Here is a 13,081-nt window from a genome sequence, read left to right as displayed (position 1 = left end):
GAAAGGAAAGGGTTATGAGCACGAAAATCATCAGCCTGGTGTCCATCGGTGCCCACCCGACCTCCGGCCGGCCACGCCGCGCCGAGCAGGATGCGCGGGCGGTTGAACTGGGTTTGCAACTGGCTGGGGATAACCTGCAAGTGCTGCATGCTGGCGACGTCGCGGAACCGGCACTGCGCGCTTATCTGGGCATGGGCCTGGAACAGCTGCATGTGCTGGAGCAACCGGAAGGTGCTGACGCGCTGCCAGCATTGACCGCGTATTTGCGCGATGCCGGGGCGCAAGTAGTGCTGACCGGCAGTCAGGCGGAAACCGGTGAAGGCTCGGGCATGTTGCCGTTCCTGTTGGCGGAAAGCCTTGGCTGGCCGCTGGTGGTGGGGTTGGCGCAGGTCGAATCCATCGACGGTGGTTCGGCGCTGGTGCTACAGGCCTTGCCTCGTGGACAGCGTCGTCGCCTGAAAGTACGCCTGCCGTTTCTGGCGACTGTGGATAACGCAGCGCCCAAGCCTCGGCAGAGTGCTTACGGTCCGGCACGTCGAGGGGTATTGCAGGCAGATGAAGTCGAGGTGATCGACGATGAGCTGCTGGCAGTGGCTACGCTGCAACCGGCCAAACCACGGCCCAAACGCTTGAAAGTGATCAAGGCCAAGAGCGGTGCAGACCGCATGAAAGCCGCGACGGCCAAGGCCAGTGGTGGAGGCGGACAGGTGCTCAAGGGCGTGACCGCACAGGCGGGTGCCGAAGCCATTCTCAAGTTGCTGATCGAAGAAGGCGTGGTTCGCTAACGGTCCTGTGGAGCCCGGTAAATGGCAGTTGAGTTTCGTTCGGCCCTTCGCGCGGATGCGCGGGAGATTGCTCGCTTGTTTCAGATTTCATCAGAAGGTGCGGCGGATTACATCTGGAGCCAACTGGCGCAGCCTGGCCAGGACCTGCTGGAGGTCGGCGCCAGTCGTTACGCACGTGAAGACGTTGATTTCTCCTATCAGAACTGCCTGATCGCGCAGGCTGAGGGAAAGGTCATCGGCATGCTGCACAGCTACGCGATGCGCCACGATCCGCAGGCCGCTCCCGTGACCGATCCGGTCCTGGCGCCGTATGCCACGATGGAAATCCCCGACACCCTTTATATTTCGAGCCTGGCCCTGCATGAGGGCTGGCGCAATCAGGGGTTGGGCAAACAATTCCTCGCCTATGCCTACGACCGCGCCAACCGGTTGGGGCTCAACGGCTTGAGCCTGATTGACTACGCGGTGAACACCGGCGCCCGGCGGTTCTATGAGCGCCATGGTTTTCGGATCGTCGATACCTGCCAGATCACGCCGCATCCGATGATTCGGGTCACTGGGGAAGCCTATTTGATGTATCGGCCTTGAGGCTGAGCCCTGTTCGTGTGGGAGCGGGTTCAGTGTCGAACACTGATTATGTGCACACCAACGTTACCCACAATCCCTGTTAGCGCTTCTGTGGATAACATGTTCGCCCCTCGCTACATCCCATGCCCATCAAGCCCTCCAGCCTTCCGTACAAAAAACAACCAGCCTAACTCTCGGTTTTTTCGAGCTTTTTCCACAGAACAGCTTCGCTCGTAAGCCGATACTTGCCCCCAATCTCTGTTGGCGCTTCTGTGGATAAGATGTTCGCTGTCCGCTACAGGCTATATAAACCGTGGCTTTCAGTGAGTTGATCAAATAATGCTCAATTGACCCTTTTCTCCCCCTGATCCTTCCGCAAACCCCGAATTCTCGCGGCTTTCAGCGGTTTTCCACAGAACCTGCAAAGTTGCCCCCAAAGTCTGTTGGCGCTTCTGTGGATAAGGTGTTCGCCATCCTCTACGCGCCATATAAACCGTGGCCTGCAGACTTATGATCAAAAAACGATCAATGCTTGCATAAAACCCTGCTTCTGGATAAGTCACGGTTTTTCTTGGTTTTTTGTGAATAAATTTGGGCCGTCATCCACAGTTGTCCCCAATAGCTGTGGGTGGAGATGTGGATAACTTGTTCGCTAAACCCTACGAGCCACGGCGCATATAGGCCGCAACGCGATAGATCAGATTTCATACAGTTCTAAGTCACTTCCTTGACTTCGATCTGTCGGCTGTCTTCACTCTCAGGGCACAAGGACAGCCGTCACTTATCCACATCTGGTTCAGGGAGAACGCGTGATGGATAGCCAGCCACATCGCTCGCAGCCACATTCGCACCCCAGCCCCTGCATGACCTGTGTACCGACACCCGCCACCTTGCTGCGTAAACGGATTCACCGTCGCGCCACCAATCAGCGCGCTCGTCTATAGCGCCTGAAGCCTTTCCCCATCCCCTGACGCCGCTGCCATTGAGGCCCGACCGTGCCCGGTGACCAGGCGTTCGTTCGTCTATCGATTGCAGGCAACCACAGAGTTGCCCATCTGCCTGAGAGGAAATGACCCATGACACGGATCGCCACGCCCATCAGTGATATCAAGGAACATTACGACGTGATCGTCATCGGCTCCGGCTACGGCGGCGGGATCGCGGCGTCGCGCCTGTCCCGGGCCGGCAAGCGAGTGTGCCTGCTGGAGCGAGGCCGGGAAATCCAGCCCGGCGAATACCCCAATACGATGCTGGCGGCCACTGAAGAACTGCAAGTCCATGACCCGGACGGACACATCGGTTCGCGCACCGGGCTGTTCGACCTGCACGTCAATGCCCAGCAGAACGTGGTGGTCGGTTGCGGCCTGGGCGGCACGTCACTGATCAACGCCAACGTCGCCCTGGAACCGGAACCTGGTGTGTTCGACGACCCACGTTGGCCGCTGGCGGTGCGTGAACACCGCGACACGCTGCTCAAGGATGGATACGCCCGGGCTCGGGAGATGCTCAAGCCCAATCCTTACCCAGGCACTTCGCCGGTGTTGCCGAAACTGGAAGCCAACAAAAAGTCTGCGGACTACCTCAAGCAAGGTGCGCATTTCTACAAGCCGCCGATCAACGTGACCTTCGACAAACTGCCGAATAACCTCAACCATGTCGGCGTCGAGCAATTACCGTGCAACCACTGCGGCGACTGCGTGTCGGGCTGTAACAACAAGGCCAAGAACACCACGCTGATGAATTACCTGCCGGATGCCTGGAACCACGGTGCGGAAATTTTCTGCCAGACCGAGGTGCGGCATCTGGAGCGCGACGCCGACGGCGACGGCTGGATCGTACATTTCCAATACCTGGACAGTGGCCGTGAGAAGTTTTCGGCACCGACGCTATTCGTCAAGGCTGACGTCGTCGTGGTTTCGGCGGGCACGCTGGGTTCCACCGAAATTCTCCTGCGTTCTCGCGACAAAGGTCTGGCGACGTCCAATCAGCTCGGCGAGAACATGAGCGGCAACGGCGACATTCTCGGCTTTGGCCATAACTGCGACCAACCGATCAACGGCATCGGTTTCGGCGCGAATCCGGCCAATGAAATGAAACCGGTCGGCCCATGCATTACCTCGATCATCGACATGCGCACCGAAGGCGACTGGCGCAGCCGCATGGTCATCGAGGAAGGCTCGATCCCCGGCGCCCTCGGTCGGCCGATGGTGCCGAGCATGGCCGCGTTCGCCGGGTTGATCGGCAAGCCCTCCGATGACAGTTTCAGCGGCAAGCTCAAGTACGCAGAACGCGAAACCGAGAGCTTCCTGCGTGGCCCGTATCATGGCGCCCTGCACAACATGCAGACCTACCTGATCATGAGTCACGATGACGGCAAGGGTCGCATGGTGCTCGACAGCAAGGACCAGCTGCGCATCGACTGGCCGGGTGTTGGCGAGCAGGAAAACGTCAAACTCGGTAATGAGCGGTTGCACCAGAGCACCAAGGCGTTAGGCGGGATTTGGGTCGAGAATCCGATCTGGACCGAGCTGCTCAAACACAGCATCGTTTCCGTCCACCCGTTGGGCGGTTGCGTGATGGGCGAGGACGCGGAGCAGGGCGTGGTCAACCACAAGGGCCAGGTGTTCAGCAGCACCAGTGGCACCAATGTCTATGCCGGGTTGTACGTGACCGACGGCGCAGTGATTCCGACCTCCCTGGCGGTCAATCCGCTGCTGACCATCTCTGCCGTGAGCGAGCGCAACATGGGCTTGCTGGCGGCCGATCGCGGTTGGCTTATCGACTACACGCTGCCCTCGGCGCCGCGCAAACAGGTGGCGCCGCCGACTCTCGGGGTGCAGTTCACCGAAACCATGAAGGGCTATTTCTCCAAAGACTTCACTCAGCCTCAAGGCACCGATCTCAAACTCTACGAGGCGGCGGCCAAACGCGGCGAGTCGGAGAACTCGCCGATCGAGTTCACACTGACCATCACCGCCAACGACCTCAACCGCATGATCAAGGAGCCCGAGCACGCCGCGACGCTGGTCGGTACGCTCAATGCGCCGGGCCTGTCGCCGGAACCGCTGACCGCCAGCAATGGCGTATTCAATCTGTTCGAGGAATATCAGGAACAGGTCGGCGTGCGGCACATGAAATACGACATGAAACTGACCGCCGAGGACGGCAGCGATTATTACTTCAGCGCTTTCAAGACGGTACCCGAAGACAATGGCGTGCTGAATGTCTGGCACGACACCAGCACCCTCTACGTGACGCTGTATCGCGGGTCGGACAAGACCGGTGAGGTGATGGGTTCGGGTGTAATGCACATCCATCCAGTCGATTTCGCCAAGCAAATGACCACCATGAAGGTGCTCAACGCCCGCAACGAACGCGAGCGCATCGACGGGCTGGCGCGGTTCGGCAAGTTCTTCGCCGGCATTTTGTGGGAGAGTTACGGCGGCGTGTTCGCGGGTGACATCTACTTCAACGCTGATGCACCGCCACGGCAGAAACGCCCATTGGATGCGCCGATCCCGAGCGTGCAATTCTTCCAGACCGAAGACAACGTCCAGCTACGCCTGACCCGCTATCAGGGCGGCAGTAAAGGGCCGGTGATGCTGGTGCATGGCTTGGGCGTGGGCTCGAATATTTTCTCCACCGACACCATCCAGACCAACCTGCTGGAGTACCTGTGCAAGCACGAGTACGACGTCTGGCTGCTGGATTTGCGGGTGAGCATTCTGTTGCCCGCGAGCAAGAAGGAATGGAACGGCGATCAGATTGCGCAGTACGACTTCAAGGCTGCCATCGCACAGATTCAGCAGGCAACCAAGGCGGCGGACGTGCAATGCGTGGTGCATTGCTACGGGGCGACGACTTTCTTCATGTCGTTGTTGGCCGGGTTGCAGGGCGTGCGTTCGGTGGTGTGTTCGCAGATCGCCGCGGATACGGTGGTCGCCACGGCAACCGGGCTCAAGGCCGGTCTGCACCTTCCGGGGATGCTCGACGCCATCGGCATCAAATCCCTCACCGCGTATGCCGACAACAAGGAGAGCTGGTTCAACAAGCTCTACGACAAGGCCCTCAACGGCTATGCCCGCATCGAAGCTCAAGGCTACTGCACCAACCCGGTGTGCCATCGCATCACCTTCATGTACGCGTCGCTGTACCGCCACGACACGCTCAACGAGACTCTGCATGACAACCTGCATGAACTGTTTGGCGAATCGAACATGCAGACCTTCGAGCACTTGGCGTTGATCCTGCGCAAGGGCCATCTGGTGGACTTCAAGGGCCAGGACGTCTACATGCCGCACTTCGACCGGCTGACCATGCCGATCTGCTTCATCAGCGGCGAAGACAACCAGTGCTACCTGCCGGAGAGCACGCTCAAGACTTATGAGCGCGTATGCAAAGCCCATGGACCGGAGCGCTACAGCCGCCATGTGGTGCCGGGTTACGGGCATATCGACTGCATGTTCGGCAAGAATGCGGTGCTCGATGTGTACCCGATCATCCTGCAACACCTGGAGAAAACGGCCCTCGGCTAGCACTGCTTACCTGTGGCCTGGGGCTGCTGTGGCGAGGGGGCTTGCCCCCGTTGGGCCGCGAAGCGGTCCCAAATCGGCAAATGCGGTCATTCAGGAAAACCGCGATTGCAGGTTTCACGACTGCTTCGCAGCCGAACGGGGGCGAGCCCCCTCGCCATAAAAGTCTCTAGCCACAGGTATGTGCCCACTCAAGATTTTTGTTGGTGGATTGGGACAAAAAGGAAATGGATGCTATGGACAGTTACATCCGCTGGTTTCAACGCTTCATCTGGCTAGGCATTGTGATGAACATGGTCTTCGCGATTCCGGCGCTGTTTGCGCCGGCGTTGCTGACTTCGATGCTCGGGATGCCGCCGCAGCTCTCCGATCCGTGGCTGGAAAACGCCGGCATGCTGCTGGTGGGGATCAGCCTGTTCTACATGCCGTCTGGCTTCAACGCACCAAGATACGTCGTGCATTCATGGCTGTGCGTATTGTCGCGACTGATCGCCGTGGCGTTCTGGATCTACCTGATCAACACCAGCAGCCAGGCACAGGTATTTGTGCCGATGCTGCTGGGTGATCTGAGCATGTTCCTGATCCTCGGGATTCTGTTGTACCGGGGCAGCGCGCCGGCCAATCGGCCCTTGGCGTTGCTTCGCGACGGCTGGCATGAGTGGCGCGCAGCGTGGGCGAGACGCTGGCAGCGACACAGCTTCAAGGTTGCCACGCTGGTCGTGGTGCTGGCGCTGGGGTTTATCGGCTATGAGACCTGGTACCAGATGCTGCGGGTGGTACCGGAAGAGCAATACGCCTCCGATGAGGATCACTACAAATACGGCGCCATCGGCCTGGGCATCGAAGCGCGGATTCCCTATTACCTGTTCGCCGTATTGCCGCAAATGTGCCCGGATAAACTGCCGAAACCCGGCGGCTATGAAGTCTTCGGTTTCCTCTACGAGAATGGCAAGGACCTGCCGATCGGCATGGCCAAGCGGCAGATCGGTTACCCGACCGTGGAGCCCAACTGCGCCCTGTGCCACACCGGTTCCTACCGGGCCAATACCAGCGACGTCGCCATCCCGGTGGCTACCGCGCCGGCCAATACCCTGCAACTGCAGGCCTTCCAGTGGTTCGCCTACAATTGCGCCAGCGACCCGAAATTCACCCCAGACGCGGTGATGACGGCGATCAACAGCAAGTTCCAGCTCGGGTTTTTCGAGCGCTTGTACAACCGCTACGTGATCATTCCGATGGCCACCAGCGCGCTGGTCAAGCAGAAACAGGCCTATGCCTGGCAACGCCTGCGCGCCCCACAAGGGCCGGGGCGCACCGACACCTTCAACCCGACGAAAATGGTGGTGTTCGGCTTCCCGGATGACTCGACCATCGGCACGGTCGACTTGCCGCAAGTCTGGAACCAGAAGCCTCGGGAGTCGCTGTACCTGCACTGGGACGGCAACAACAACGACATCCATGAGCGCAACTACGCGGCGGCCATGGCCGTGGGCGCAACGCCGGAGTCGGTGCTGCCGGCCAGTTTCAACCGGGTGACCAACTGGTTGCTGGGCCACCAAGCACCCACATGGCCGTTTGCGCTGGATAAGGCCAAGGTCGCACAGGGCAAACCGGTCTGGGAAAACAACTGCGCTGGTTGCCATGATTTCGGTCGCACCGACACCGGTCAGGTCACCACCAACATTGAGGAACTGGGCACCGATCCCCATCGGCTCAACTCGTTCACCAATGGTTTAGTGACGGCTTTCCATGGCTTCAAGAAATCACCGTTCGACTTTGGCGCCTATCGCAAAACCCAGAGCTACAGCAACACGCCCACCGACGGCGTCTGGTTACGCGCGCCGTATCTGCATAACGGTTCGGTACCGACCCTGTGGGACTTACTGCAACCACCGGAAAAGAGGCCGCTGGTGTTCTTCACCGGCTCCGATGTGTACGACCCGGACAAGGTCGGCTTCGTCACCAGTGGCGCGCAGATGAAAGCCTCGGCGGACTTCAAATACGACACCCGTCTGGAGGGCAACCACAACGGCGGCCACCTGTACGGCACCCAACTGTCGGAACTCGATAAGCGGGCGCTCATCGAGTTCATGAAAACCCTGTAATTCCACTACGGATGGAGGAACACGACATGTCATTGGTCAGTCATTGGGAACACGAGTACGACAAGGTCAAGCTGCGCTTTCACGGCTTGTTCACCCGCCTGGAAATGGCCTGGAAGAAGCTCGTCAGCGAGCTTGAACCGGAGGAGTTCGAAGCCATCGTCGCGCTTCTGCAACGGGGTCACGATCAGGCGCACTACGTGCTCAAAAACGGCGACTTGCCCGACGATCAACCGAGTGTGCCGTGGGAGTTGGCCCACGGTTTGTCGATCCTGCATATCGGTAACGCCACTCCCTTGCCGCAATCGGAAGACGAGCTGCAAACCCGAGTGCTCAAGGACGGCAGCTTGCTCGGTTGTCGCAAATGGGAACTGCTGGATCTGTTGTGGAGCGAGGCGCTGCTCAAATGGATCGAGAACCTTCGGCATCACGCATCGTTCGCCACCAACCCGGCGCTGATGCGCATGGACAGTGACGTGACCCTGGCCATCGCCGGCGACTGGGGCACCGGGCCGTTCGACAGCCATGCCCCGGCGGTGTCAGTGGCCAATCAGATGCAACTGGCCCAGGCCGATTTCACCGTTCACCTAGGGGACGTGTATTACGCCGGCACCCACTCCCAGGAAGACGTCGACATGGTCGGCTGGCCCATGGGCAAGCATGGCTCGTTCACCCTCAACTCCAACCATGAGATGTACAGCGGCGCCCATGGCTATTTCAAGGAGCTGGCCAAGCGTTTCCCGGCGCAGCAGGGCACCAGTTATTTTGCGTTGTACAACGATGATTGGCTGGTGATCGGCCTCGACACGGCTTACGCCTCGGATCCGATCAACCTGTACATGGACGGTGCGCTGAACAAGGAGCAGATCGACTGGATGAAAGGGCTGCCTCAGCGCAAGAAAATCATGGTGCTCAGTCATCACCAGGGCTTCGACATTTCCGGGCACAACAAAACGGCGCTGTATCAACCGGTATGCGATGCCTTGGGCCGCGAGCCGGATTACTGGTATTGGGGGCATTTGCACAACGGCATCTGCTACGCCACTCAAGGCGGGTTGCATGCGCGCTGCGCCGGCCATGGGGCGATTCCCTACGGCAATGCCAGCGAGTTGAACGGGCACTCGCGGGTGTTGTGGTCGGAAACGCAAAATGCGCGGGATGAGGCGTACCCGGATCGGGTGTTGAACGGTTATGTGAAAGTGCGGCTGGTGGGGGAGAACATCGAAGAAACGTTTATTGGGGAGGACGGGTCGGTGCGGTGGTCTTCGAGTTGATTGGGTGAATGTGCGACCGCTTTCGCGAGCAAGCCCGCTCCCACATTAGATCGGTGGCGTACACAAAATCTGTGAACGACCCGGTCAACTGTGGGAGCGGGCTTGCTCGCGAAGCTTTTGCTCTTAGCCTTGAACCGGAACACCTTTGAGGTATGGCGCAGGTTCGGCCCCCAGGTTGTTCAGCAACCGCTCGCTGTACCAATCCACGAAGTTCACCACGCCAAACTCATAGGTCTTGGAGTAAGGCCCTGGCTGGTACGCGGTGGAGTTGATCCCGCGCTGGTTTTCTTCGGCCAGGCGACGGTCCTGGTCGTTGGTCGCATCCCAGACCTGGCGCATGCGCTCCACGTCGTAGTCTACGCCTTCGACCGCGTCCTTGTGGACGATCCACTTGGTGGTGACCATGGTTTCCTGAGCGCTGATTGGCCACACGGTGAACACGATGATGTGGTCGCCCATGCAGTGGTTCCACGAGTGCGGCAGGTGCAGGATGCGCATCGAGCCCAGGTCCGGGTTTTTGATCCGGCCCATGAGTTTGGCGCAGCCCTGTTTGCCGTCCAGAGTCATCGACACGGTGCCCTTGAGCAGCGGCATGCGCACGATGCGGTTACGCAGGCCGAAACTGGCGTGGGCGTAAGGGATCTTCTCGGCTTCCCAGGCTGCAGCGGAGGCAGCGACGTGGTCCTTGAAGGCCTGGTCGGCACGCGGGTCGGTGACGTCGTCCCATTCCAGCAGGGTTTTCAACAGTTCCGGGTGCGACGCGTTGCAGTGGTAGCACTCGCGGTTGTTTTCCAGCACCAGTTTCCAGTTGGCCTTTTCGAACAAGGTGGTCTGGATCGCCACCTTGGTGTTCTCCATGTCGTACGGTTCCATGTAATGGTTCAGCGTCGACAGGAAGTCATCAATGGCCGGCGGGTTTTCCGACAGGCTGATGAAGATGTAACCGCCAGCGGTTTTCACGTTCACAGGCTTCAAGCCGTACTGCTTCATGTCGAAGTCGGCGCCCATTTCGGTGCCGGCGAACAGCAGACGACCGTCTAGCTCATATGTCCACTGGTGGTAGTGGCAGACCAGTTTGGCGACTTTGCCTTTTTCACTGGTGCACAGCCGCGAACCGCGGTGACGGCAGACGTTGTGGAACGCATGGACCACGCCGTCGGCACCGCGAATCACGATGATCGGGTTCTTGCCGACTTGCAGGGTCAGGTAGTTGCCCTTGGTCGGGATTTCGCAGGTCATGCCGGCGATCAACCACTCTTTCAGAAAGATTTCCTGCATGTCGATATCAAACAGCCGCTCGTCAGAGTAAAACGGCTGCGGCAGCGAGAAAGTACGCTCGCGCTCTTGTAGCATCTGCGCGGTGGCCTTGCGTGCGGGTTCCAGCGGATCGCCCAGGCTGATTTTTGCGGTGACGTCCATCGATTTGATCCTCATGGCCATTCTGTGTGGCCGGCGAAATAGTGGCTGATACGGTTTGCTACGCAAGGTGTAAAGGTTGTGACTTGGTATGGGGCGAGTGTGGGGCCGGCGCTCGCCAGAACCTTATCCATGGGCGACATGGCCCAATCTGTTCCCGACGCGCAACCCCCGGTAATTGGGGGCTGGTCGCGATAAGTATGTGAATGTCGCAGATAGGTAAATGGAGGGGCTGCGCTATACGCAGAATCGCCAACATGAAGGCCGGCAGTCGGCCGTGGAGATCAGCATGTCCAACAGCTTCCTGAACCCGGTAACCACCCAGACCTGGGCCAATGGTCGACATATTGTCCGTTGCGTCAAAGTCATCCAGGAAACCTGGGATGTGCGCACCTTCTGCTTTATGGCCGACCAGCCAATCCTGTTCTTTTTCAAGCCCGGGCAGTTCGTCACCCTGGAGCTGGAAATCGACGGCGTGCCGATCATGCGCTCCTACACCATTTCCAGCTCGCCGTCGGTGCCGTACAGCTTTTCGGTGACCATCAAGCGTGTGCCGGGGGGCAAGGTGTCCAACTGGCTGCACGACACCCTGCATGAAGGCCAGGAGCTGGCGGTGCACGGGCCGGTCGGGCTGTTCAACGCCATGGACTTCACCGCGCCGAAAGTGCTCTACCTCAGCGGTGGCGTTGGCATCACGCCCGTTATGTCGATGGCTCGCTGGTTCTATGACACCAACGGCAACGTCGACATGGTGTTTATCCACAGCGCCCGTTCGCCCAAAGACATCATTTATCACCGCGAGCTGGAACACATGGCGTCGCGGATCGACAACTTCAGCCTGCACCTGATTTGCGAGAAACATGGTCTGGGCGAGCCGTGGGCCGGTTATCGGGGTTACCTGAACCACAAGATGCTCGAACTGATGGCGCCGGACTTCCTTGAGCGTGAAGTCTTCTGCTGCGGCCCGACCCCATACATGAACGCGGTCAAGCGCATGCTCGAGACGGCCGGTTTCGACATGACGCGTTATCACGAGGAATCCTTTGGTGCGACACCAGCGGAAGCCCGTGCCGACGCGGTGGAACAAGCCGAAATCGCAGCAGATGCACCGGAAGTCGACGTTGCCGACCTGCATCAGGTCGAATTCACCGCGTCCGGCAAAAGCATTCGCGTGGCGCCGGGCGAAACCGTGCATGCGGCGGCGGCCAAGCTTGGCCTGCTGATCCCGAAAGCCTGCGGGATGGGGATCTGCGGGACCTGCAAGGTGATGAAGCTGGGGGGCGAGGTCGAAATGGACCACAACGGCGGGATTACCGAGGAAGACGAAGCCGAAGGGTTCATCCTGTCGTGCTGCAGCGTGCCGAAGGGCGATGTGCGGATCGAGTTTTGAACCTGTGGGAGCGGGCTTGCTCGCGAAGACGGCAGCGCAGTCAACATTGATGTTGCCTGACACACCGCTTTCGCGAGCAAGCCCGCCCCCACAATGGTTGGTATTTCAGTCCACAAATAAGTCGGGCATCAGCTTGTCTTGGGTGCCGGGCTCAAAGCGGTAATGATCGAATTCGGTCACGCCATGCTCCCGCAGAATCTCCTCATCAATCAGCAAGCGCCCGGTAATGCTGCGGCCACTGCTATCCAGAATTGCGTAAGCAGCATCCGCCATAATCGCCGGCGTGCGCGCATGCTTGAACGACTCGCGTGACCCCAGCTGAAACTCGATGGCGGCAGTGGCGATCATGGTCTGCGGCCACAGGGAATTGACGCTGATGCCGTAGGAGGCGAATTCCTCATTCATGCCCAAAGTCAGCATGCTCATGCCGTATTTGGTCACCGTGTAAGGGCTGTACTGGGCGAACCACTTGGTGGCCAGGTTCAGCGGTGGTGACAGGTTGAGAATGTGCCCGGCGGATTTTTTCAGATAGGGCAGGGCAGCCTGACTGCTAAGGAGCACGGCGCGGGTGTTGATCTGGTGCATCAGGTCAAAGCGCTTGAGTTCGATGTGCTGTACGCCTGTCAGCTTGATCGCCCCGGCATTGTTGATCAGCGCATCGATGCCGCCGAAATGCTCAGAGGCGTCGGCCAGGGCCTGGCGCACGGCAATTTCATCACGCACATCCACCTGCAAGGCCAACGCCTTGCCGCCCGCGGCTTCAACTTCTGCCGCTACGCTGAAAATGGTGCCAGGCAGTTTGGGGTGCGGGGTGGCACTTTTAGCGGCAATCACGATGTTGGCCCCGTCCTTGGCTGCCCGCAGCGCAATCTCACGCCCAATGCCACGGCTGGCGCCGGTAATGAACAGGGTTTTGCCTTGTAGTGACATGCGTACGCTCCTGATTGTTGTTATCTGAGCGGATCGAAACGGCTCGCCAGTCAATGTAGACCAACTCCCCGAAACTGATCGTTCC

Annotated in this window: 9 protein-coding genes; 6 read left to right on the top strand and 3 right to left on the bottom strand. The window is 59.3% G+C overall.

Annotated features, from left to right (window positions below):
- Window positions 1-14: 14 nt before the first annotated feature.
- Window positions 15-785, top strand: a complete 771-nt coding sequence (etfB, locus tag KVG95_RS18105; RefSeq protein ID WP_030128552.1) for an electron transfer flavoprotein subunit beta — start codon at window positions 15-17, stop codon at window positions 783-785.
- Between the two features lie 21 nt (window positions 786-806).
- Entirely contained in the window at window positions 807-1,373 is a 567-nt protein-coding gene (locus tag KVG95_RS18100) for a GNAT family N-acetyltransferase (protein WP_030128551.1), read from the top strand.
- 311 nt (window positions 1,374-1,684) lie between these two features.
- On the opposite strand, the gene KVG95_RS18095 is transcribed toward KVG95_RS18100, so the two are convergent.
- Entirely contained in the window at window positions 1,685-1,915 is a 231-nt protein-coding gene (locus KVG95_RS18095) for a hypothetical protein (protein ID WP_217857402.1), read from the bottom strand.
- A 513-nt stretch (window positions 1,916-2,428) separates the two neighbouring features.
- On the opposite strand from KVG95_RS18095, the gene KVG95_RS18090 reads away from it, so the two are divergent.
- The 3 genes from KVG95_RS18090 to KVG95_RS18080 all read left to right on the top strand — a co-directional run bounded on the left by KVG95_RS18090 (window position 2,429) and on the right by KVG95_RS18080 (window position 9,260).
- On the top strand, window positions 2,429-5,887 hold the full coding sequence (locus tag KVG95_RS18090; protein WP_217857401.1) for an alpha/beta fold hydrolase: 3,459 nt from the start codon (window positions 2,429-2,431) through the stop codon (window positions 5,885-5,887).
- 233 nt (window positions 5,888-6,120) lie between these two features.
- Window positions 6,121-7,989 (top strand): c-type cytochrome, encoded by a 1,869-nt coding sequence (locus KVG95_RS18085; protein WP_217857400.1) that lies wholly within the window; start codon window positions 6,121-6,123, stop codon window positions 7,987-7,989.
- 26 nt (window positions 7,990-8,015) lie between these two features.
- Window positions 8,016-9,260 carry a metallophosphoesterase family protein gene (locus KVG95_RS18080; RefSeq protein WP_217857399.1) on the top strand — a complete coding sequence of 415 codons (1,245 nt, stop codon included), beginning with the start codon at window positions 8,016-8,018 and terminating at the stop codon, window positions 9,258-9,260.
- Window positions 9,261-9,383: 123 nt separating this feature from the next.
- Here KVG95_RS18080 and gbca read toward each other — a convergent pair whose 3' ends face one another.
- A complete protein-coding gene (gbca, locus tag KVG95_RS18075) occupies window positions 9,384-10,679 on the bottom strand; it encodes a glycine betaine monooxygenase oxygenase subunit (protein ID WP_217857398.1) in 1,296 nt (431 codons plus the stop codon).
- Window positions 10,680-10,965: 286 nt separating this feature from the next.
- Between gbca and gbcB the strand changes: the two genes are divergently transcribed.
- Window positions 10,966-12,066 carry a glycine betaine monooxygenase reductase subunit gene (gene gbcB, locus KVG95_RS18070; RefSeq protein WP_123719621.1) on the top strand — a complete coding sequence of 367 codons (1,101 nt, stop codon included), beginning with the start codon at window positions 10,966-10,968 and terminating at the stop codon, window positions 12,064-12,066.
- A gap of 105 nt (window positions 12,067-12,171) precedes the next feature.
- Here the strand turns inward: gbcB and KVG95_RS18065 are convergent, their stop codons facing one another.
- Window positions 12,172-12,996: an SDR family oxidoreductase gene (locus tag KVG95_RS18065; protein WP_217857397.1), complete on the bottom strand. Its 825-nt coding sequence runs from the start codon at window positions 12,994-12,996 to the stop codon at window positions 12,172-12,174.
- Window positions 12,997-13,081: the final 85 nt, after the last annotated feature.

It is taken from the genome of Pseudomonas farris, assembly GCF_019145235.1.
GTDB classification, from domain to species: Bacteria; Pseudomonadota; Gammaproteobacteria; order Pseudomonadales; family Pseudomonadaceae; genus Aquipseudomonas; species Aquipseudomonas farris.
The sequence above is the reverse complement of the archived record's forward strand: the minus strand, read 5'-3'. Positions and strand labels throughout refer to the sequence as shown.